Annotated in this window: 17 protein-coding genes; 6 read left to right on the top strand and 11 right to left on the bottom strand. The window is 69.0% G+C overall.

The window, feature by feature from the left end; all coding sequences use genetic code 11:
* Nucleotides 1-485 precede the first annotated feature (485 nt).
* From ACIQU6_RS30415 to ACIQU6_RS30405, 3 genes are all read left to right on the top strand, one after another.
* On the top strand, nt 486-5,618 hold the full coding sequence (locus ACIQU6_RS30415) for an alpha/beta hydrolase (protein ID WP_403484911.1): 5,133 nt from the start codon (nt 486-488) through the stop codon (nt 5,616-5,618).
* A 374-nt stretch (nt 5,619-5,992) separates the two neighbouring features.
* Entirely contained in the window at nt 5,993-6,520 is a 528-nt protein-coding gene (locus ACIQU6_RS30410) for a DUF6790 family protein (RefSeq protein WP_403484910.1), read from the top strand.
* A 220-nt stretch (nt 6,521-6,740) separates the two neighbouring features.
* Nucleotides 6,741-7,079, top strand: a complete 339-nt coding sequence (locus ACIQU6_RS30405) for a hypothetical protein (protein WP_403484909.1) — start codon at nt 6,741-6,743, stop codon at nt 7,077-7,079.
* A 358-nt stretch (nt 7,080-7,437) separates the two neighbouring features.
* Here ACIQU6_RS30405 and ACIQU6_RS30400 read toward each other — a convergent pair whose 3' ends face one another.
* On the bottom strand, nt 7,438-7,911 hold the full coding sequence (locus tag ACIQU6_RS30400; protein WP_403484908.1) for a MarR family winged helix-turn-helix transcriptional regulator: 474 nt from the start codon (nt 7,909-7,911) through the stop codon (nt 7,438-7,440).
* 273 nt (nt 7,912-8,184) lie between these two features.
* A complete protein-coding gene (locus ACIQU6_RS30395) occupies nt 8,185-8,748 on the bottom strand; it encodes a hypothetical protein (RefSeq protein WP_403484907.1) in 564 nt (187 codons plus the stop codon).
* 589 nt (nt 8,749-9,337) lie between these two features.
* Between ACIQU6_RS30395 and ACIQU6_RS30390 the strand changes: the two genes are divergently transcribed.
* Entirely contained in the window at nt 9,338-9,652 is a 315-nt protein-coding gene (locus ACIQU6_RS30390; RefSeq protein ID WP_403484906.1) for a hypothetical protein, read from the top strand.
* Nucleotides 9,653-9,776: 124 nt separating this feature from the next.
* Nucleotides 9,777-10,628, top strand: a complete 852-nt coding sequence (locus tag ACIQU6_RS30385; protein WP_403484905.1) for a ribosome-inactivating family protein — start codon at nt 9,777-9,779, stop codon at nt 10,626-10,628.
* Between the two features lie 313 nt (nt 10,629-10,941).
* Here ACIQU6_RS30385 and ACIQU6_RS30380 read toward each other — a convergent pair whose 3' ends face one another.
* The 7 genes from ACIQU6_RS30380 to ACIQU6_RS30350 form a co-directional block, all read right to left on the bottom strand.
* Nucleotides 10,942-11,430 carry a SitI3 family protein gene (locus ACIQU6_RS30380; RefSeq protein WP_403484904.1) on the bottom strand — a complete coding sequence of 163 codons (489 nt, stop codon included), beginning with the start codon at nt 11,428-11,430 and terminating at the stop codon, nt 10,942-10,944.
* A gap of 23 nt (nt 11,431-11,453) precedes the next feature.
* On the bottom strand, nt 11,454-12,452 hold the full coding sequence (locus ACIQU6_RS30375; RefSeq protein WP_403484903.1) for a putative T7SS-secreted protein: 999 nt from the start codon (nt 12,450-12,452) through the stop codon (nt 11,454-11,456).
* A complete protein-coding gene (locus ACIQU6_RS30370; protein ID WP_403484902.1) occupies nt 12,449-12,775 on the bottom strand; it encodes a type VII secretion target in 327 nt (108 codons plus the stop codon). The genes ACIQU6_RS30375 and ACIQU6_RS30370 overlap by 4 nt, the downstream gene beginning before the upstream one ends.
* 594 nt (nt 12,776-13,369) lie before the next feature.
* Nucleotides 13,370-14,236, bottom strand: coding sequence for an aldo/keto reductase (locus ACIQU6_RS30365; RefSeq protein ID WP_403484901.1), 867 nt, complete (start codon nt 14,234-14,236; stop codon nt 13,370-13,372).
* A 58-nt stretch (nt 14,237-14,294) separates the two neighbouring features.
* Nucleotides 14,295-15,209, bottom strand: coding sequence for an MBL fold metallo-hydrolase (locus ACIQU6_RS30360; protein ID WP_403484900.1), 915 nt, complete (start codon nt 15,207-15,209; stop codon nt 14,295-14,297).
* 47 nt (nt 15,210-15,256) lie between these two features.
* Nucleotides 15,257-16,225 (bottom strand): D-2-hydroxyacid dehydrogenase family protein, encoded by a 969-nt coding sequence (locus ACIQU6_RS30355; protein ID WP_403484899.1) that lies wholly within the window; start codon nt 16,223-16,225, stop codon nt 15,257-15,259.
* Nucleotides 16,218-17,546, bottom strand: coding sequence for an MFS transporter (locus tag ACIQU6_RS30350; protein ID WP_403484898.1), 1,329 nt, complete (start codon nt 17,544-17,546; stop codon nt 16,218-16,220). The genes ACIQU6_RS30355 and ACIQU6_RS30350 overlap by 8 nt, the downstream gene beginning before the upstream one ends.
* A gap of 225 nt (nt 17,547-17,771) precedes the next feature.
* Between ACIQU6_RS30350 and ACIQU6_RS30345 the strand changes: the two genes are divergently transcribed.
* Nucleotides 17,772-18,383 (top strand): TetR/AcrR family transcriptional regulator, encoded by a 612-nt coding sequence (locus ACIQU6_RS30345; RefSeq protein ID WP_403484897.1) that lies wholly within the window; start codon nt 17,772-17,774, stop codon nt 18,381-18,383.
* Between the two features lie 114 nt (nt 18,384-18,497).
* Here the strand turns inward: ACIQU6_RS30345 and ACIQU6_RS30340 are convergent, their stop codons facing one another.
* Nucleotides 18,498-20,447, bottom strand: a complete 1,950-nt coding sequence (locus tag ACIQU6_RS30340) for an ATP-binding protein (protein WP_403484896.1) — start codon at nt 20,445-20,447, stop codon at nt 18,498-18,500.
* Nucleotides 20,448-20,648: 201 nt separating this feature from the next.
* Nucleotides 20,649-22,514, bottom strand: coding sequence for a nitrate- and nitrite sensing domain-containing protein (locus ACIQU6_RS30335; protein WP_403484895.1), 1,866 nt, complete (start codon nt 22,512-22,514; stop codon nt 20,649-20,651).
* Between the last annotated feature and the right edge of the window lie 178 nt (nt 22,515-22,692).

The following is a 22,692-nucleotide window of genomic DNA, read 5'->3' as shown; positions in this document are numbered from 1 at the left end:
GTTGTCGTCAAGTGCGGTGCAATAGAAGGTTCTTGATGATTCGCCAGTGATCCGCGACCACACGATCCGCCGGACTTCCGATCGCCTCGGCGAACCCGGAACACACGGAACGCTTCAACCTTCGGCACACGGGTGTCACCGAAGAGGGAAGGCCAGCGCCCCGATCCCAGCGCTAGCGTCGTGTTGCCAAGTGATCTGACGTGTTCTCCGCAGCCGTGATCTCACAGGAATGGGCGGCTGCCTCCCAGGAAGCCGAGATCACATGGACCGGGCTTGCGACGAACCCGATGTCCCGTCGCATCGCAAGAAGCTAGGACGTTCACCACATGACTATGGATCAGTTCGCCCCTGCGCAGCCGTCCAAGAACCACGAGCAGAGGCCGATCCAGAGGCCCGCTCCCCCACTCACGCACCGCAGTGCTGTACCGCCTGGGGCCACGGCGGCTCTGGGGGTCTGGGCGGGGGCCCCGGGAACATCAACCAATGTGCCCGGCAACGCTCATGACGGGACTCCCAGCGCGCCCCCGGCGGAAGCCGTCGAGCCCGCCGAGGAACTCACCCTGGAGGCCGGCCAGCCCCACGACTTCGCCCAGGCGGACGCCGCCAACAGGAAGGAGCTCGCGGCGGACCTGGACCGGCCGGCGCCCGCGCCGGCGGGCCCCGCCGAAGTCACACCGGTAATCTCCCGCCACGACGTGGAGGTCGCCGAGAACACCCTCACCGACGCGCTCCAGGGCGGCGAGCCCGAACCGTTCCAGAACACGTCCCGGTTCGTCAGCCCCTCACCGAAACCGGCGGCCAAGGATCTCCGCAGGGCCAACGCCCACCACCTCTCCAAGGCCCTCGCCGCCGGATCCGGACTCCCGTGCCAAGTCCTGTCGTATGAACCGGACTTCGAGGGCATTGGTCGGATGTCCGTCGCCGTCGGTGACATCGAGACCGCCACCCATGTCGCCGTTCTGGTCCCCGGAATGGGCAGCGACCCCTCGAACTTCGACGAACTCGTCCGCCGCGCCCGCACCGTCCACGACGAGTGCCACAACGTCGCTCCCGCGGCGAAGGTCGCCGTCATCGCCTGGCAGGGTTACAAGGCACCCCGTGACATCCGCGCGGGCAAGGGCGAGGTCAGCGACGACAAGCCCGCCAAGGACGGCTCCAGGCTCCTGAACATCGACCTCGGCCACTGGCGTGCCCTCTGGAAGAACAGCGCCGCCCGCAGGAGCGCCGGTCTCCCGGAACAACCCCAGGTCACGGTCAACGGGTTCAGCTACGGAAGTGTCGTCGCGGGCTACGCCCTGATGCGGAGCACCCAGCCCGGCGGCCTCACCGACGGGGCCAAGGGCGCCCTCGTCGGCACCACCCGGGAGCTGACCCGCCAGGTCGTCTCGCTCTTTCCCCCCACCGCCGTCGCGAAGAAGCGCATGCAGGGCGGCACCTGGACACAAGCCGCGACCGAGGGCCTCAGGAAGACGCTGCCCCTCGCCGAGGTCGCGGTGGACCCCACCGGCCTTTCCGTGGCCCAGTACCTCTACGGACCGGCGAAATCGACCGTCACACGCTCCGTCAACCAAGCCCTCGCCGCCTACAAGAGCGAACCCCTCGGCGGCGGAGAAGCCGACTACCTCGTCCTCTTCGGCAGCCCCGGCACCGGCCGCCGCGCCCAGCACCTCAACATCCCCGCCCACCGCATCTTCGCCGCCGCCCACAAACACGACCCCGTCAGCCAGCTCAACTACTTCAGCATCGACCCCACCCACGTCCGCTACGACCCCACCGGCAAGGTCACCCGCCTCAAGAGCGAGTACACCCTCGACCCCGCCCTCAGTTGGACCGAGAACCGGGAACGGGCCCACACCAGCTACTACGACCCCGCCAGCGACACCCAGCCCGCACGGGAGTCCCTCACCAACCTCGCCCGCATCGTCACCGGCAACCGCGACAAGGTCACCGCCTACAAGAAGCGCTCCGGCCTCGTCTTCGAGGGGCACAAGAGCCTCCTGGCACGCCCCTTCACCAATCCCCCCACCAACACCCCGTTGCCCGACCACGAACCCTCTGCATCGGGCACGTCGACGGTCGAGCCGAAGGGTAGGGGCAAGGGGAGGCGCAGGAAGCGCAGTCTGGGGGACGCGTCCGGTGGCCAGGAGGAGTTCGGGCCGACGGCCGCGGCGCAGGAGGACCCGTTCGCGGTGATCGACCCGCTGCTCCGGGAGCTCACCGTGTCCCCCGACGAGCGGGCGGAGTCCTCGGCGAAGATCGACCGTACGATCCGTGAGGCCCTGGAGGCCGAGAGCGGTCTGCCCGAGGCGCGGACGGTGGGCCTCGGCACGCCGGTCACCGCCACCTACCTCCGCCGCCTGCAGAACCCCAACATGGTCAACCCCCGGGAGAACGCGGGGAAGAAGCGCACCTTCACCGTGCGCCAGGTGGTGCTCGGCGAGATGCACCGGGAGAACGACCTGACCAGCAGCGGCTGGTCCCTCAGTCTCGTCGACAAGCCGAGGTCGTTGTCACAGGGCCTGTGGCGGGCGGTGCGCAGCGATGCCGTGCGCCAGCGGGTCGGCGACACGATCCTGGCCGAATCGCTCAAGGTCGTCGATACCCAGCAGACCAAGACCGCCTACCTGGACTTCGCGCGCAACCGGGTCGCGGGCGCCCTTGCGCGGCTGTTCACGGCCTTGCCGGACGGCAATCCCCTCACGGACGCGGTGAGCGCGGCGATGTCCGGCGAACAGCCGCCCCGGCTCGTGGTCTTCAACGAAGAGGTGGTGCCCAATCTCGTTGCCTTCCCGTGCGGCGAGAACCACCTGATCGCGTCGGTCGCCACCGGCGACGTGAAGGTGCTGTCACCGATGTTCTACTCCACGGACTGGGAGCAGTTCGTCCGCGGACACCTTTCCGCCTACGAGAGCGGTCGGGCCTCCTCCAGCGACTTCCGGCCGATGCGGGCCCGGCTTGGCGGCCTGGGTGCCGGCTCCCGGGAGATCCGCTTCGTTCCGTTCACCTTCCGCTCGTCGAGCCAGGCGTACGAGGACCTGTGGGACGCGGGCCTCACCAAGCTCCGCAGGGAGGCGGACGCGCTCTCGTACACCCCCGAGGAACAACGACGGGACGAGGGCCTGCGGTTCCGGCGCGACCTGGCGACCGCCGTGAGCAACCTGGCCACGCTCGTCGCGGTCGGCCTGACGGGTGGCGCGGCGCTGGCCGTCAGCCTGGTCGCCGGGGCCGCCGGCATCGCCTCTTCCGTCTTCCAGGGCCAGTTGGGCGCGGCCGCCGACCGCGGGGAGGTGCGCCGCCACGCGGAGGACGACGCCGCCCTGGGCATGGTCTTCGCCATCGGCGGCGCGGCACTGGACGTGGCCGCTGCGGCGAAGTTCCTGCGCGCCGCGGCACCCGGGGCGAAGGCCGCCGCGGCCAAGAACCTCCGGACGGTGATCACCAGGGGCCAGGAGAAGATCCTGGCCCGCCGGATCGTGGGCCGCGTCCAGGGCGGAGTACGAGGGAAGGCGCCCATGGAGCGCACGTCCGCCTACGCCTCGGCCATCGCCCACAACCAGGACCTGCCGGTGGCCGCGTTCCGCCGCGGCGACGTGTGCTGGGACGCGGCGATCCGGGTGGACGAGCTCGCCGGGGTCATCACACCGGCGGAAGCGGCGCGGCTGCGTTCGGTGACCCGGGCGACGAGCTTCGACGCGTTCCTCGGCGGCAGGGAGATGAAGGCGGTCGCCAACCCGGAGAGCCTGGGGCGCATTCCGGCCGGCGAGCGGGTGGCGATCGTCCGCGGCACCGGGAGCGAGCAGACCATGCTGCACGCCATGACCTCGACGGGCGGCGGCCGGGTGACCGGTCTCAACAACGCCGGCATCAATCCCCGACTGAGCCCCGGCTACGCCGAGTTCGACCTCGTCAACGATGCGGGCCTGAGGTTCCGCAGCGACGGTGTCTGGGAACTGGCCGACGGTCAGCAGGTGCGAGTGTACGTGCACGCGGACGCCCCGGAGTTCCGCATCGAGTCGATGCGCCCGCACAGCGGGGTGGCTCAACTCGCGGACGCGGACCGCACGTTGTCGACCAAACTGCTGGCTTCCGCCCGCAAGGACCGCGAGATCGGCAAGCTGCTGCCGAACCCCAGCGAGAACTGCGAGAAGCTGATGAAGCCGGTGGGCGAGTTCGCCCACCGCAAGGGCTTCACCGACATCCGCTACGCGGGCATGGACATGTGGTCCAACGGCGGACGCATGACCCTCAACGACAACCACTTCGTGGTGATCGGCCGCAAGGGCGGCAGGGAGTGGGTGTTCGACCTCTCGGCAGGCCAGTTCGCCAACAAGGGGATGCGGGGGCTCGACGGCCCGCTCATCCTGCCCATGGAGAACTGGCTGGCCACGTACCGGCAGAGCACGACGACCAAGCTCATCAAGATGCGGGAGTTCAGCAACAGCGGGAGCGCAGCCACCGAGTTCAGCACCAACGCGCCGCGCTGGTCCCTGGAGTACCGGGAGGGCACCCAGTTGCTGACCCGTCCCACCTGGTACGACTCCGGCATGACGTCGCGCCTCGCCGACCGTACGGTACGGGTCTCGGTCAAGGCCACCACCGTCCCGAAGGCGACAGCGACGGCAACCGCGGTCGTCGGCGACGCCCCCACGGTGACCCCGGTGGTAGGCCACGCCGCCGGAACGGTCGACGTGGTGTTCCCGGGCTTCCTGGGCGAGGTCGCGGAGGTACTGCTGCACCCGCGGGTGCGTTTCCACCTCAAGTACGCCGGGCGGATCATCAAGTGCACCCTCGCCCCGAAGCGGAACACGACGGCCGTCCTGCGCGGCGCCAACGGCACGGTCGCACAGGTCCCGCCGGAGGAGACCCGCACCGTGGAGTTCCCGACCGGGACCGCTCTCTCGCTGGAGGTCTTCCCCAGCTACACGGTGCAGCACGGCGACAGCCTGTGGCGGGTCGCGAACAGCGAGCTCGGCGACGGGGACCGGTGGCGGGAGATCTACGCACTCAACAAGGCGGTCATCGGCGAGCTGCCCGCGGGGAAGGAGTACAACGCGGCCACCGTGCGTCAGGTATGGCGGATGCCCGAATCGGATGTCGAGTCCAACCGACTCAAGGTGCACAACCACGTCATGAACCGCTGGTGGGACAACGCCTTCCAGAGAGAGGCAAAGCAGGCCGGGGACTCCAGTTGGGCCGTGGTCGCCGCGATACAGCGCACCACCGGCGTCCTCGACGACGCCGAGATGCACCGGCTCGCCAACGCCACCACCGCCCACGACTTCACCGCCTACCTGAACGGGGAAGGGACGGAAATCAAGGACGCAGACAGCTTCAGCCGACTGAAGATGGGCTACCGCGTGGCGTTCGTGCAGGTCGACGGCGGGCGCCAGAAGATGATCCACGCCATGCTCAGCCTCGGCCACGGAGAACTGGTCGGCGCGCACAACGGAGTACTCAAGGCCGGAATGCCGAACGCCCTGTCGCGGGAGTACCCCATGGGCGATGAGTGGGAAACCCCGGACGGGGCACTGAAGTTCACCTCCGAGGGCGCCCAACTCTCCGACGGACGGCGGGTGCTGGTCCTGGCAGAGACAGGGGCGCGCTTCAGCAGCAACTGACGTTCCATCAGGGATGATAGCCCCGCGCCCCATGCACGGACGCCTCTGGCTACCAGGCACCAGAGCGCCCCGCCCCGCTTCGGCAGGTCGGGGCGCTTCGCCGTTCAACTCCGAGCCGAGCATGGGCGGAGGCGAAGGGAGTCAACCCCCCTGAATCCCGATCGGCGTGGTCACGGGTGTGGCGACGGTTGGGTCGAACAAGACCAGCGCCTCGGCGAGTTGGTGCTGGGTGGCAGGTTGGATCTCCCCATGGATGCCCACACGGTACAGAAGCTCTGCCAATCCTTCGCCTATGCCTCCATGCCTCCATGCGTCCATGCGTCCAGCTCGACGGACTCTTGCATCGTTAATATTAACCATGCAACACTCAAGTCATGGACACCCTGCCTTACGTCGTTCAGACCACGTTTCCTCTTCTCTTCATGCTGGTGCCCGCCCTCGGAGCGCTGCTGAGCTGCCGCCGCCGCGACTCGGGCCGGCCGGCGGCGGAGATCTGGCAGCGCTGGTGGGCCGTCGGCGCCCTCGGCATCGGAAGCCTGTGGATCACGCTCTCGTTCCTGGCGTTCCCAAAGGGCATGGCCGAGGCCATCGGCTTCGCCACCTCGCCATTCCAGTTCGAGATCGCCTTCGCCAACCTCGGCCTCGCCGTACTGGGCTTCCGTGGTGCGTACGCGTCGCCCCGCGAGCGCCTCACGAGCGGGCTGGCGGCCGCCGCGTTCCTGTGGGGAGCCGCGATCGGCCATGTCTACCAGTGGTTCGCCAACGGCGACCACGCCGCCGGAAACACGGGCGGCATCCTGGCCAACGACATCCTCATTCCCGCCGTCATGATCGCCTTGGCCGCCCGGGACGTTCGCCGCGCCGGCTCGGACCACAGCCACGCCGCCCGCCCAGCCGCCTGACCAAGCCATCAACACCCTGCGCGAGCACTCGGCCTGATCGGCGACGACCCCAACACCCCACCCACCACAGCCTCGTCCGCTGACAACGCCGCCAACCAACCCAGCAGGGTCTGCCGGAAATATCTCCGGCAGACCCTTCTTCGTTCATCGCTCTGCGACTACTCAATCAGGCGGCACAGTACGCTCCGCCCGACTGATGACGATCTTCGGGAGACACGGCATGACCAACGTGGTGAACTCGGTGTCGGGCAACGCCACCATCGGTGGCAAGCTCATCCAAGCGGGCAGCCTGCCCGGCCCCTCGTTCACCAACGGTGACGTGGAGTCAGGTGCGGTGCAACTGAGTGCCGAGCAACTGGACCGGACCATGGAGCTCCTGGAGTTCCTGGCTGCGCTGAATACGAAGAGGACGCCGGAGACAGAGGCCCTGATAGCCGAGTTGCACCCGCTGAACAGCCGGGAAGCGGTCTGGTGCACCTCCGTGAATGGGGAGCGCGGCAGACCGTTCGCGTCGGCCCTCGCGGAAGGGCAGGCTTCGATCAACGGCCCTTGTAGGTAGAGACCGGACGAAACTCCGTGATGGTCCGTCGGAATGCCTGGCGGACCGTCACGGGCCAGAGTCAAGGAGCGGGCTCGGCGGGCAAACAGCGCCCCCGGCCACAGCACCTTCCGCATACCCCAACTCATCGAGCACGACGCTAACTTGGCTGAGTCGTTCGTCAGGCCCCGGCGCCCCCCTGGCGCATCAGCAAAGTCCGGGCCGACAGGAGGATGGCGCGGGCGCGGGCTGTCTCGCCCAGGCCCAGCAAAGCCGGTGTGATGCGCCAGCCCCTGCCTGGCCTCGGCGGCGAGGCCCTCGGGGAGGCCGATACAGGGTGACTGGGGGTTCAACGTCTCCGTGCTCGCGCCGACCCCGCTCATTCCGGTTCCGGTGTGCCGTTCGGTTGCCGAGCCGTGGCTGCGCGCCGCGGCTCCGTAGGTGTCAACAGCCCGGCGAGCCGGTGGGTGTCCGCGAGGTAGCGGTCGTAGGGGAAGCCGGCCTCCAGGAGGGCGGTACGAAGTTCTTCCTCCAGCGGTTTGCCCTCGGCCAGGAAAGTGGCCTGGCCCGTCGGGGTCAAGGCGACCAGGCGTCGGCGCCGGTGGGTGGGGTCGACGCTGATGGTCACGTACCCCTCCGCCTCCAGTGGGCGCAGGGCGCGACTGATCGCGGGGTCGGACAGGGTCAGCGCCTCGGCGAGTTGGTGCTGGGTGGCGGGCTGGATCTCCTCAAGGGTGCCCAGTAGCCGCAGTTGACTGGGCGAGAGGCGCTGGTCCGGGCCGGAGCGCCGCCGGGCCGCCTCACCCATCAGCATGACCACGCGGTGCAGGAGCTCTGCCAGTCCTTCGTCCATGCGTCCAGCCTAGCGGACCCTTGCATCGTTAATATTAACCACGTAACGCTCAAGGGCTCGGTGCTGAACGACCGTCTTCTCGACGGCCTCGGCCAGGTTCGACCAGATGGCACCGGTGGGCCGTCGGCGAGGTGCCTGCTCAACAGGCCCTTTCCCAACGGCGCCAGCCTGAACGACGCATGCGCCTTTTCATCGCACGTCGCTCTCCGGTGACTACTCCGTGAGCGCTGGGGTCGCGCTGTCAGCGACGACGCTCTTCGGGGCTGACGGCTGCTATTCGGCGATTCCGGCGGCCCGCAGACTCTCCAAGTCCTTGAGCATGTCCTTGAAGTACTTCGAGCGGGTCGGGGCCACCACCACGATCGTCGGGTACGGGGACGTGCGGGCCTTGGCGAGGTAGGAGCGCGCGCGGGCGGAGAAGCCCTGAGGGGCCGCGGCCTCGGCCCGGTCTCGGTGGAGGACGAACTGGGTCTCGGGGTCGCGGCGGACCAGATGGCCGGGGATGCCGGAGAGCTCGGCATCGGAGAACTTCGCGGCGGTGACGTCCAATGCCCAGTCGACCGCGGCGTAGAAGCGCTCGGCACCATCGCGGAAGGCTTCCTGCACCTTGGGCGGGAGAGCGGAGTGGGCATCGCGCACCATCAACTGCGGGATGCGCCCGGAAAGCGTGACGTGCCGGAAGACACAACCGAACGGCGATATCCGGCCACCGGAGGCGAGATTGTGCACCGAGACATCGCTGAACTGCACACCGTGCAGAACACCTCCGGCCCGGCAGTCGCGCAGGGAAAGATCGTGCACCCTCAAGCCGAACTCCGGGTCCTCGTCCTGCGACAAGGTTCCGCCCTGGAAAGTGCGTCGAGCGGCCCCACCACCGCTCGATGCCCTGCACGACCTCGGGCATCCCCGGGACTGTGGGTGCCTCCGGCAGCCGACTCCACCGGGAAGTCTCGTGGCAACACGCCCGCTACATCCCCCGAATCCTCTCGCCGCCCCTTCAGATGAGAGGCCCACGACGTCATCATCATGCCCAGCAGACATGCGTGAACGCTCGCGTTGAGCGGTCGTCAAAGGATCGTTGAACACCCCTTCCTAGCGTTGCCGGCACATCGATCACCGGTCAACGGCAAGGAGAGCTAAGCATGTTGTTACGTACACCCCGCAAGGGAAAGCTCTCTTCCCTGTTCGCCAGGGTGAACACACCTCGGCGGCGATCCGCGGTCATGGCCGGGATGCTCGCGAGTGTGTCCGTGATGGCGCTGGGGACGGCTTCGGCTGCGTCGCCCGGTTCGGTCGAGCCGACGAAGGAGACCGCGCAGGCTGCTCCCGGGACCGACTCGGCACGCGAGCTCTGGCAACCCCGAAGGACAAGCGTGACGGTCCCGGAGATCCCGGCACGGGGCAAGGCGAGCTCAACACCGACTACATGATCAGCGAGGTATCGCCGGCGCAGTTCAGGGGCTCTTGGTACCAGTCCCACATCAAGGGGGTCAGCGTCACGTGGGTGGCGCCCTCGGGGCGGGATCCGTACAACGGCTGGGACTGGATCGACATTCTGGACAGCAACGGCAAGCGCGTCACGTGGGACTGGGCTTGCGGCAACGCCAACTGCGGTGCGTACGGCTCGACCCTGATCGACGCGAACCTGACGAAGGGCGCGAAGTACAGGGCCCTCTACTACAGCGACGGAGGCCGGGTCACCAAGGGCAAGCTCCGGGCCGAGTTCGAGTTCTGGGCCTGACATGGGAGACACGGAAGAGATGACGCGAAGGGTTGACCGGGCCAAACGGTTCCAACGCGAGCCGGTGCGGCGGCGATTAGTCAGCGCGGCCGTGGTGGTTTCGGTCCTTGCGGGCACACTGGGCGTGAGTGAGGCCGTCACCTACGGCGCACCGGCTCGACACGGGCAGAACCAGAGCGTCCAGGCCAAGCCGCAGGCGCAGGCGGCGGAGCAGACGGAGGACGAGGACTTCGCCACCCTCTACACCCGCACGGTCGCGAACATCCGCAACGCCATGCTGGGCGAGGAGAGCGTCCCACGTCCCGGTGCCGGCCACCTGATCCGGAACCCCGATCCCGCGGCCATGCAAGAGATCGACCTCGGACGGTTCGCCGAGAACGAGTTCATCGGGTGCCACATGGTCCGAGGAGTCTTCCGCCGGTCCGACACCTGTCTACTCGGGTTCTTGGTGCAGAACGAGGCCGGGACCAGCCGCGTCCTCTACACGTTCACCCAGCAGGGGAACGACATGATCCCGGGCAACCTGTACCGGGGCGTCCGCAGGGCGCGCTTCGGCTGGGGCATCCAATACCGGAGTCTTGAGGACGTCACCGTCAGCCGGAGGCGCCTGCGGGAAGCGGTGTCCGAGATCTACCATCACGACCCGAACACGAGCACCCACACGATGGAGGACAGCGTCCAGACGCTGGCCGTGGCCCTGGCCGAAGGGTCGCGCTTCCAGGCGATTCCGGCGCAGATCGCCCAGGCGATCCGCGGCGGGACGTCCTGGACCGTGCACAATCACGCGGACGAGATCAGGACTTGGGACCAGCGGTCCGGGGCCGTCCTACAGGCACGCGCGACCGACCCGACCGGTAACGGCCAGGTGTGGCAGCAGCGACGCCGGTACCCCTGGAACGGGAACCAGGTGCTGTTCACCGCGCTGGATCTGGCCCGCCGGCTCTACCTGATCAAGCCGCCGGCGAGGAAGGGCTGACATTCACGGCACCACACAAGGTGCTCGCCGGGAGCGGCTGCCGCCGTGATCCACCACGTGCCGGAGGATGCACCGTTGCCACTGCACCAGTGCCTCGGCGCGGTCGCCCCGGCATCCTCGGAGCCGAGGTCGCCCGTGGTTCAGCACAGCTCAACCCGCCAGGGGCGCACGCGCCGGCTACGACCAGCGCCAGGCCAAGGCCGATGAGCAGCATCACGGCGAGGGTCGCCATGGGTCCGTGATGGGGCAAGCGAGAACCGAACTCACAGTCAAAGCACTACGTCCCGTTTCCTGCCTCAGCCTTTGCGCGTGGTCACTCGTCAGAGAAGGTGTGCGTAGATCGACGGTAGGGCTGGGAGATCACGGCGAGACGCTCTGGGATCCACAGGTCGTCTCGCTCGCTCAAGCTCAGCTCGGCTCCACGGCGCAACAGCCAGATGTCTTCGAACTGGTAGTGCAGCACCGCATCGCCGTCGACCCGGCCCAGGAGGCCAGACGTCAACCGGATCATGTCGTCCTGCTGATCAGACGTATCCCCCCTCCTCCCGTCAAGCCGAAACCGGACGGACACCGTCGGAGTGAAACCCAGATCCTCGGCCACCGGGTGTCCCCAGGGCATCGGTCGGTCTTCACCAACAGAGATCCACATGCCTGACGCAGTGACCGCGCCTTCCTCAAGCAGAGCCTCAGGGGTGACCGTTGCATCGAACCCCCCGGCAGACCGGGCGACGTCGTACAGGTGCCAGGCGACCTGTACGACGGTCTTGTCCGCCGCGATGTCGAGGCTGTAGGAAATGGCCATGCACATAGTCTTTCTCGCGAGTTCTAGGGGTAAAGGTGCAGGATGTTGCCATCCTTGTCGATGGCGATGACCTCTTTGAGCCCCGGGTTCGGCCAGTCATGCAACTGTGCGTTCATCTTGGAGATGTCGACAGGGCTGTCAGCCAGGTTCAGCACGATGCGCTCGGTCTGCTCCTTGTCGATCTTCCCCTCCTCCGGCGGTTTTCCGCCCCCGCCTCCCCCGTCGGACTCCATGTGCACGCGGTCGGGACCTGCCGCATCCTTGATGATGTTGCTCATCCCAGCACCAGCCATGCTGAGCCCCCCGGCGATCGCGCTGGCCGAGACCGCAGCGGCTGGGACGCCCAGTACGGCACCGACGCCCGTGGCGTCCAGGAAGGCGCCGCCCACCTCACCACCGGCGCCAACGGCTGCCAGCCCAAGGCCACCGAGCACGGTTCCGACCGAACCTGGGTCATGGAGCATGGCGTTGCCCACGGAGGCAAGGTCGGTGAGCGCGTCTTCCCCCACCTTCGCGGCGAGATGCCCCGCTCCGGAAAAGAACGAGCCGATGCCATCACCGAGTTCGGACCAGAAGCCAGGCTTCTCAGGTGCGAGGTCACGCGCCGTCCCCACGCGGGTGGCCGCGGTGTGTCCGGCGCTGTCCAACTGGCTGACCGCGCTGTTCAACTTGTCCTGCGCCGCTTCGTGGTGCTCCTCGCCGGAGTTCCAGAGGCTGATGGCCTCTCCCGCCTGGTGCTGCGCCCAGGTCAGTGTGGCGATGTAGGCGTCCAGGGCCTTTGCGGCGTCGTGGAAAGCGTCGCCGGCGCGCAGCCACTTGCTCGGCTGCCCGTGGTAGACGTCATGGAACGCGTCTGCGGCTTCGCCGGTCCAACCGTCACTGGTGTCGATACGGCGCAGACCCTCGCCAGCTCGGTGAAGAAGGTCGCCGTATGCCTGTAACGCCGACTCCGTGTGGCGCAGCGCGGCAGGGTTGCCCGGTATGAGTTCGGTGGCTTTGCTGCCTTCCCCGAGGTCTGTCACTGCGCGTTCACCGCCGGGTCAGATGTCCCGTGAAGCATTCCGTGAAACTGCTTGTGAGTGTGTTCCTCGACGTCACGGTATGCCTTCGCACTTGCGGTCAGACGGGCGGCGATCTCCTGACCGTCCTTTGCGAGGTTGTCCACGCCGCGCTGCCAGCGGTCGAGGAAGTCGGAGAGCGTGCTTGCCAGTTGCTCGTGCCCGACCTCAGATTCGTCGTGCAAGATGTCGCTGACCTTCTGAACACTGATCTCATCCAGTGTGCCGTTGACCCCCGTGGCGGCCTTCTCCAGTGCTTCAAGGTCAACCTGGTACTGCCCGGCCATCTCTCCCCCCGGCTCAGGTCTCTTCAATCCGGTACCCAATCGGGGAAAGTCCGCCAAAAGACAAGGTCCGTTCTGGCTGCTATGTGGCGCTATGGCTTAGCCAGAGGGAACGCCCTTGCCCCACCCTTGAGTTGCACTTGGGAAGCTGTTCACGGCTTGCGTGCTGACACACCTCATCAAGGAGCACCGCAAGAAGGTGCGCCTTCCCGGCGCCGTAGGCTCAACGACTGCGAGCAGGCGTACGCGGCCTGGGTGGGTGAGCGAGCCGACGTGATCGATGCCAACACGCTCACCCCGGCCAAGTCGGAGCCCAGGCCCACGCCCCTCGGCACCACCCCTGAACAGCAGCGCGAAAGCCCGGACGCGCTGGGCCGACCGAGGTCGTCGCCGACCACAGCCAGCCCAGCCCCTCTCCCAAGGCGCTCCGTCTCCAGGCCGCCGGCGGACGGCAGACGATCCTCAAGGGCCACGCCAACGTCGACCCCAACACCGGCAGCCCCCGGCGGGAGCGCACACTGCTCTCCCGCTGGGACCGGCGCTCGGACACAGCGCACCCTCGGCGGGTCGACGCCGACGAGAGGGCGCAGACCGGCGTCAGACGGCTTGGGACAAGGCTTCGAACTCGGTGTCCGACAGGGTGATGCCGGCGGCTTCGACGTTCTCCTCCAGGTGTTTGACGGAAGAGGTTCCCGGGATCGGCAGCACGGCCGACGAACGCTTCAGCAGCCACGCCAGGGCGAGTTGCGAGGGGGTCGTGCCGAGTTGCCGTGCCAGGCCGGCGAGCGGTCCGTCGGCCAGCGAGAGCTTTCCGGTGGCCAGCGGGAACCAGGGGATGAAGCCGATGCCGTGGTCCGTTGCGTATTCCAGCAGCGGCTCGGCCTTGCGGTCGGCGAGGTTGAACAGGTTCTGCACCGACACGATCGGGGCGGTCTTCGTCGCCCTCTCCACGTCCTCGATGGAGACCTCGGAGAGTCCGATGTGCCGGATCTTGCCCTCCTGCTGGAGGAGTTGCAGCTCACCGAGTTGTTCCTCAAGGGGCACCTTGGGGTCGATGCGATGGAGCTGGAAGAGGTCGATGCGGTCCAGGCCCAGGTGGCGCAGGCTCATCTCGGCCTGCTGGCGCAGGTATTCGGGCCTGCCCACCGGGAGCCACCGGTCGGGACCCGGGCGGGTCAGCCCGGCCTTGGTGGCGATCACCAGGTCTTCCGGGTAGGGGTGGAGCGCCTTCTTGATGAGCGGTTCGGCGACGACCGGGCCGTAGGAGTCGGCGGTGTCGATGAGGTTCACTCCGAGGTCGACGGCGCGGCGCAGGACGCGGACGGCCTCGTCCGGGTCCCGCGGGTCTCCCCAGACCCCCGGGCCGGTCAACTGCATGGTGCCGAAGCCGAGGCGCACGACGGGGAGGTCGGCGCCGAGGCGGAAGGTGCCCGCCGCGGTGGCGGGCTGGTGCTTTGCGTTCATTGCGGGTCTCCGGGCTAGTTGTGCGTGTGGTTGGCGTGTGGGTTGGGTGGACTGGGGGTTATCGGGCGTCCGCTTCATCGTTCCACGGGCGCCAGCGGCCGGTGTCGTCGACGGTCCCGAGCTGCTGGTCCGCGAAGTGGACGCCGAAGCCGAACACCCCTTCCTGGGCGAGGAATTGGACGAGTCGGCGCCGTGAGCGCTCCGCCTCGGCGGGGTCGTGGTCGAGGACGATCTCCCAGTCGGGGTGCTGGACCTGGACGGGTGAGTGCATGGCGTCGCCGAAGGCCACGATCTGACGCCCGTCGCCGGTGTCGAGGATCCAGGCCGTGTGCCCGGGGGTATGTCCGGGCAAGGCCCAGGCGCGGACGCCTTCGGAGATCTCGGCCCCGTCGGCGACAGATGTGGTGCGTTCGCTCTGCCCGGCCAGCCGTGGGCCCGCCGCGGGATCCAGACCCTGCAGTTCCCCTTCGCCGACGATCCAACGGGCGTTGGGGAAGAGGCTGTTCGCGTCGTCGACCGCGTCGGGTCGGGCCCAGCCGCTGTGGTCGTCGTGCAGGTGCGTGAAGGCGACTGTCTCCAGGGCGGCGGGGGCGACGCCGAGGCTTGCCAGGGCGTTGGGGAGGTCCTGCACGTGGTCGAAGCCGTGTTGGAAGTGTTCCGGATCGTCGCCCGAGATGCGGCCGTGGCCGGCGTCGAGGAGCAGGCGGGTCCCGCCCCGCTCGACGAGCAGGGCTCCGCAGCCCATGGCCAGGTGGCCCGCGTCCGTCACATGCGGGCGGTGCGGCGTCCAGTGCTCGTCCCTGGTGGCGGGGTAGACACGCGTCGGGATCATGTGGACGCCGGCGTCGGGGAGGTAGCTCAGGGTGAGTTGCCCGATGGTGCGGGTCCACTGCCCCGGCAGTCGGCGTCCCGAGTTGTCGGTGTCGGTGTCGCTGTCCTGCGCAGTGCCGGTGGTGGGCGTGTGCATCGCCATGGTTGGTGCTGGTCTCCGTTCGTGCTTCGGATGGTGGCGTGGCCCGCTCACGGCGCGATCACGCGTGTCGGTTGGCCCGCGGCGTAGGCGAGGATGTCGTCGAGTGCGTCGCGGTAGAAGGTCCCGTAGGTCCCGGCGGTGACGTAGCCGAGGTGTGGGGTGAGTACCGTCCGCGGCGCGCTGCGCCACGGGGAGTCGGCGGGGAGCGGTTCGTCCGGGTGGACATCCAGGGCGGCTCCGCCCAGGTTCCCCTCCGTGAGGGCGGCGTGCAGCGCCTGCTCGTCGACGAGGCGGGCCCGGGAGGTGTTGATCAGGAGGGCGTCCGGCCCCAGGAGGGCGAGTTCGTCGCGCCCGATGAGACCGGCGGTGCGCGGGGAGAGCGGGAGATGCAGCGTCACCACGTCCGAGGTGGCGAGGAGTTCGTGTTTGCCGACGGGTGTGACGCCCAGGGCTTTGGCGCGCTCGGTATCCAGGTTGGCGCTCCAGGCGACGACGTCCATGTCGAAGGCGAGTCCGACGCGGGCTACGCGGCTGCCCACGTTTCCCAACCCGACGACGCCGAGGCGGGCTCCGTGCAGGTCGCGTCCGACCGTGTGCTGCCAGGCACCCTCTCGTAGGCCGCGGTCCACGGTGGGGAGGGAGCGGGCCAGGGCGTGGATCAGGCCCCAGGTGAGCTCGGCGGTAGGGACCAGACCTGCCGGGCGGGTGCCGGAGACCACGATTCCCGCGCGCTCGGCGGCGGTTACGTCGATGGCCGCGTTGACCGGGCCCGTGGTCACCAGCAGGCGCAGGTTCGGCAGCCCGTCGAGTACCTCGGCCGGAAAGGCGGTGCGCTCGCGCATGGCGACGACGACGTCGAACGGCTCCAGCGCGGCGACCACTTCCTCCGCGCTGCTGCCCAGATGCTCGGTGAAGACGCTGAGGTGGGCACCGTCGGGCAGGGCGCTCCAGTCGGCGTACCGGTGGGCGACCTGCTGGTAGTCGTCCAGGATTGCCACTCGGTGTATCTCAGGCACGCACGGGCTCCTTCGGGCACGGGTTGTCGCGGTCGGTGCTGGCCGCCGGGCCCGCCGCGGTGGCGGAGGCGCCCACGGTGGCCGACGGGTCGGCGACCGGTTCGGAGGGGCTGGGGCGAAGGAGTTCGAGCGTCCAGATTCCAACGCCGATCAACGCGATCACGGCGCCGAGTGCGCACACCCCGACCCAACCGACGAGCGAGTACAGCGCCGACGCCAGCGCGGAGGCGACGGTGCTGCCGGCGAACGAGGCGACCATGAGGGCCGTCGTCACTCGGCTGCGGGCGTGCGGGACCCGACGGTAGAGGGCGCTCTGATGGCTGATCAGCAGGGCTTGTTGAGCGAGATTGAGCGCCATGATGCCGACGACCAGCGCGATCACGCCGCCGACACCACCGGCGTCAGCGAGGGCGAGCACGGCCCAACTGCCCGTCAACACAAGCAGTCCGCCGGTCGCCACCTGGCGGCCACGGCCGCGATCCGCCCATCGACCGGCCGCCACCGCCGCGGAGGCACCCACCACGCCGGCCAGACCGAACAGGCCGATGGCGGCGGGGCCGTACCCGTAGCGCGGGCCGGCGAGCAGGAACGACGACGCGGTCCACAGGACGGTGAAGCACCCCATGCCGACCGCGGCCAGGCCCATGCGCCGGCGCAGCAGCGACTCGGCACGCACCAGCGTCAGCACCGAGTGCAGCAACCGGAGGTAGGGGGTGTTCTCGGACGGCGGCACCGGGCGGAGCACCAGGCGCAGGATGACCGCCAGTGCCGCCATCAGCAGTGCCGCGAAGACGAACACCAGCCGCCAGTCGCCGAATTGGGCGACGAACCCGGCAACGGTACGCGCGAGCATGATGCCGATGAGCAGGCCGCTCATCACCGTGCCCACCACCGCACCGCGCTCGTGGTCGGCGGCCAGCGACGCGGCCATCGGCACCACGATCTGCGCCACGGCCGAGGTCACCCCGACCAGCGCGACCGCGGCGTACAACGCACCCAACGAGGGGGCGAGGGCCGCCGCGAGGAGGGCAACCGCGCTCAGCCCGAGAAGCACGGTCACCAGTCGACGCCGTTCCAGCACGTCGCCCAGCGGCACGAGCAGGGCCAGCGAGATCGCGTAGCCGATCTGCGAGGCGGTGACGACCAGGCCGCCGGCGCCCTCGGTGACTCCCAACGCGCGGGAGATGACCGGCAACAGCGGCTGCGCGTAGTAGATGTTCGCCACCGCCGCGCCGCACACGACGGACAGCAGCAGAACTGTCGTGCGGCGCAGCGGTGGTCGGTCGGTGGAACCACCCGACCTGGATTGTGGATCGTTCATGCCAGAATCCTCACGCCGGACGCGGCGCCGGTCAAGAAGTTATGGATTGATTGATCCAAAAGTGGCGAGGGTCACTCGAAGCCCACCCGCCCCGGCCGCCAGTCACCAGTCACCAGTCACGCGGGAGTATCGACAAAGGGCTACGGAGCGCATGGTCCAGAATGGAAGGAGAAGGGCAGCGCTTCCCCGTGCCGAAGCGTTCGTTTCACGACACAGGAGGTCCATGTGCCGTCCGTCGGGCGCCCCCGCGCCTTCGACATGGAGGCCGTACTCGACGCTGCGATGCTGCTGTTCTGGGAGCAGGGGTACGAAGCGACCTCGATGTCGCAACTACGCGCGGCCACCGAGCTGTCCTCCGCCAGCCTGTACGCCGCCTTCGGGTCGAAAGAAGGACTGTTCCAGCAGGTCGTCGAGCATTATGCGAAGGGTCCGGGCAGCGCCACCGACATCGTCGCCGACGAGACGATAAGCCCTCGTGAGGCCATCTCCGGCCTGCTGCACGGCTCGACCGACATGCAGGCCGACCCGTCACACCCTGTCGGCTGCCTCATCGCCCTGTCCGGCACCATGCGGGCGCCTGGCGACGATCATGTCGGCATGCGCGCAGCCGTCGCGGCACGCCGACAAGCCGACCGGATGCGCATCCAGAGGTGCGTGGAACGAGGAGTCGACGCCGGTGAACTCGATGCCGACACCGACATCGACGGGATGACATCCATGATCCACGGCTTCCTCCTGGGCATCTCCACGCAACTGCGAGACGGAGTGCCCGCAACGGCCCTGCACACAGCGGCCGACATACTGCTCTCCAACTGGCGTCAGGCCACGAGCGAGTAACCCACCGACCCACGGATCGGATCTCGATTCGCCAACCTGGCGGGCACCATCCCGGGGCGGGAGTTGGCCAGCGGATTCGCCCTACAACTCATCGTTGCGCAGGGCGTGGAACAGCTACGCCTCCAGCCGCGCGTAGAGCCGGCCCAGCTTGCCGTACTCCGTTTCGATGCCCTGGAGGAGGTCCTCCTCGGTCAGTGGGCGGCCGGCTGCCGCGGCCGCGAAGGCCGCGCTCTCCACGCAGGCGCGGATGCTGCCGCCCGCCAAGTCATAGGCCTGGGCGAGGCTTTCGACGGCGAGGCCGTCTGGGGCGGACGCACCCAGGAGGGAGCGCCAGAGCAGGGTACGGACCTCGGGGCCGGGGCTCTCGAAGTGGACGACCTCGTCGAAGCGGCGGGTGAAGGCGGTGTCGATGTTGGCGCGCAGGTTGGTGGTGAGGATCGCGAGGCCGTTGAAGGCTTCCAGGCGTTGCAGCAGGTAGCCGCTCTGCATGTTGGCGTGCCGGTCGTTGGAGCCCTTGACCTCGCCGCGCTTGGCGAACATCGCGTCGGCCTCGTCGAAGAGGACGACGGCGTCGAGCATGTCGGCGGCGGAGAAGACCCGTTCGAGGTTCTTCTCGGTCTCGCCGATGTACTTGGAGACGAGGGAGGGGAGGCTGACGACGTACAGGTCGAGGCCGAGTTCCTGGGCGACGGCCTCGGCGGCCATGGTCTTGCCGGTCCCGGACTCGCCCGCGAACAGCGCCGTGGTGCCCCGGCCGCGACCGCCGCCACGGCGCAGTCCCCAGTCACCGAACACCGTGTCACGGTGCCGGACACGGGCCGTCAGCATGTCCAGCCGGACGCGCACGGTCTCCGGCAGGACAAGATCCTGCCAGCCGACCTCGGGGACGATGTGGCGGGCCAGGGCGCCGAGTTCGGCGGCGGAGCGACGGCGGGCGGACAGGCGCACCTCGTCCGTCGTGGGGACGGCCGCGTGCAGGGCGGCGGTCCGGTGGACGTGCTCCACGGCCGCCGATGCGGCGGCTCCCAACTGCTGGTCGGGACGGCGCGCGGCGGGAGCACGCAGGTCGATCTCGGTGGGGCGCGGGGTGTCCCATTGGTGGGCGGCCCAGGGGTGGCCGCCGTACAGGAGCAGCGGCAGCGGTGCCTCGTCGAGCCGGGTGACCAGGTTGCGCAGCCGCTCGCACCGCTCGGGCGCGGCGGTACCGGGGGGCGGTACGGGGACGAGGAGGGCGGCGCCGAGCAGCCGGGCTTCGAGGGCGGTCCGCTGGGCGAGTTGGGCGGGGCTGCTGTCGTCGGTGGCGAGCGCGTCGGGGTCCAACAGCAGGAGCGTACGCCCCAGGGTGGCGAGGGCGGCGCGGGCGGTGGGCAGGGCCTCACCGTCGATTCCCTGGCGCAGATAGCGGGCACGGTGGGGGTCGGTGGCGAGGTCCGCGGCCAGATCGCGGGCCGGGCTCGGTTCGCCAGTCGGCTCGGGCGCCGAGCCGTCGGAGTCTTCGGTCTCGGGAGCACGGGGGTCGTCGTGGTGTGACGGCAGCGTGCGCAGCCACCGGACGTCGCATCGCACGCCGGCATCACGACCCGTCAGGAAGTCCAGCACCCGGTCGTGGACGTTCAACACCCGGTCGGGGAAGGAGGCTTCGGGGTTCTCGTATCTCACCAGGCCACCGTCGAGCAGCGGTGAGCCGTCCCGCAGCAGACCGTCGGCGAGGGCATCCGGGACCGGGATGCCATGGGTGGACAGGGCGACGGCGACGGTGGGCCGGGAGACAGGCAGCCCGCTCAGGAAACGGATGGCGGAGCCACAGACGGTGTTGAGCTCAGGCAGCAGACAGATGACCAGGAGGTCCGTCTCGCGCTCGGAGAGGCCGAACTCCCGGGCCACATGGGCCAGTCGGTCGCCCTCGGCAGCCAGTCGGGCCACGTCATCCGGGTCCGGCCACGCGTGCGGATCGTCGGGCGGCGCTCCCCACTCCGCCTCGTCGCCGCCCTCGCGCCGCAGGTAGAGGTGTCGCAGCCGCTCCTCGGCCACCGCGAGTCGTTCGTCGAAAAGGCTTCCGGTCATCGGAGTGCGGATCTCCACTGGGTCGGGCACGCGTACGGGCACGTGGGGAGGCGAGCGGCACGAACCGTCCGCGTAAACGCCCCGGGCGGGCGGCAGGGTGCGGACAGAACCTGGGAACGACCGTAGGGGCGGCTCCGCCGCGGGTCTGTCGACCTCGGTTGACGGTAGGGGACCGGAGGTTGACCACGGCGGGCCTGGCCGTCAGCATCCGGCCGGCTGCTCGCCGTACGACTCCGGCGTCACCAACAACTCCGCCGGCAGCTCCACCGCGACCGTGCAGCCCGCACCCGGGCAGGACAGTACGACGTCGATCCCGAGCCTGGCGGCGAGTTGACTGACGACGTAGAGGCCCATCTGCCCCGTGGTGGCCACGTCGATCAGGGGCGGGTTGCTGAGCCGGGCGTTGAGTTCGGCCACCATGGCGTCCGACATCCCGGCGCCCCGGTCGCTGATACACAGGACGACGCCACCCTCCGAGCCCAACTCGGCGGTCACCTCGACCGGTTCGACCGGGTCCGAGTAGCGGGTCGCGTTCTCCAGCAGCTCCGCCAGCAGGTGGCTGACGTCGTGCACGGCCGGCCCGGACACACACAGATCCGGCATCTGCCCCAGGTGGACGCGTGTGTAGTGCTCCACCTCCGCGGCACCGGCGCGTACGACGTCCGACAGCGGCGCAGGCACCGCGTGCACCCGGTCGGGACTCTCGTCGGCCAGCAGCAACAGGTTCTCGCCGTGGCGCCGCATCCGGGTGGCCAGGTGGTCGATCTGGAAGAGGCCCGCCAGCCGCGCCGGGTTCTCCTCGGTGTTCTCCAGGTCGGTGATGACCTCCAACTGCCGGTAGACCAGAGCCTGGTTGCGTCGACCCAACGAGGTCAGCGCGGCCTTGACGCTCTTGCGCAGCGTCGCCTGATCGGCGGCCTGCCGCACCGCCTCGCGAAGGACGGCGTCGAACGCCCGGGAGACATCGCCGACTTCGTCCCGGGTACCAAGGTCGACCGGCGTGGTCTTGAGGCCCACCTGGCCGGGCGCCTGCCGCGAGACGGCCTCGACGAGGGCGGGCAGTCGGTGTTCGGCGGCCTGGAGGGCGGCGCGGCGCAGCCGCCGCAGACGACTCACTACGGAGTGGGCGACGACCGCGGTCACCAGCAGGGCCAGGCCGAGCGCGACGGCGACGTACACGGTGTCCCGAACCGCGTCCTTTCCGGCCTGGTCCCGATGCGCCGCATTGGAGTCGAGCATGCGCTTCGTGACCTCCGACTCCACCGAACGAAGCCCGTCCAGGGCCCGGGTAGCGCTACGGTGCCACTCCTTCGCTCCGGTCTTCGGTTCCGCTCCCCCACCGCCGCCCTGCGCGTCGGATGCCGCGGCCTTGACCATCTGGCCCGCCTTGGTGAGATCCGGTGCGATGCGCTCGTAGTGCTGCGCGTCCTGGGCGACTGCGTTGGCACGGAACTCGCGCAGCGCCATGTCCTGGATGCCCTGGGAGGCCAGCAGCGCGGTGGCGACGTCGGACTCGGTGCGGCCGTCGGCCAACGCGGCGTTCAGCAGGGCCCGTTCACTGGAGAGGGAGAGTTTCCCGACAGTCAGCGCGTACAGCGCCCAGCCCTGGGTGGCGTGGGTGTCGCTCCCGGGGTTGGCCTCGGTGACCAGGCTCAGCAACGGGAGGATCAGGCCGGAGTACGCGGTCTGGGAGGCGACCGTACCCATAGCGTCGGTGAAGGCCCTCACCCGCACGCCGGCCAAGCCGTGCAGCTCCGATTCGACCTCGTCGAGGCGCTGTTTGAGGCGGCCGTCGCCGCCGGCCTTCCGGGCACTGCCACGGAAGGCATCCCATGCCTGATCGGTGGCCGCACGGTGCTCGCGGACGGCGGCGCCGACCTCTCCGGGGGTGAGAGCGGCGACATCGCGCTCGTTCTCCAGTGCGTGCGCGAGCGTGGTGGCAGACACGACGAGCCGGATGACGCTCTCGTTGTGGTTCAACTCGCTTACCCGGTCCAGGGATTCGTTGATCCGGGGCACGGCGAGGCTGACCGCGAGGGCTGTGGGGAGGACGAGCACAATCGCCATCCGGGTCGTCAACCGCCAGTGGCGTGGCGGGGTAAGGAGCGGGAAGCCTCTGCCTCGGCGGGCGACGCGGCCTCGTCGGGCGGATCTCGGTGCGGGTGCTTGGTTCATGGCGATCGGGTCCACGATAGGGAATGCCGGCCGCTTCCCCCGGTGCCGAAGGGGGGAATCCCTGTAGCCG

Source organism: Streptomyces sp. NPDC090442 (assembly GCF_044769405.1).
Lineage (GTDB): Bacteria > Actinomycetota > Actinomycetes > Streptomycetales > Streptomycetaceae > Streptomyces.
This window is presented reverse-complemented; position numbering and strand designations above follow the sequence as displayed.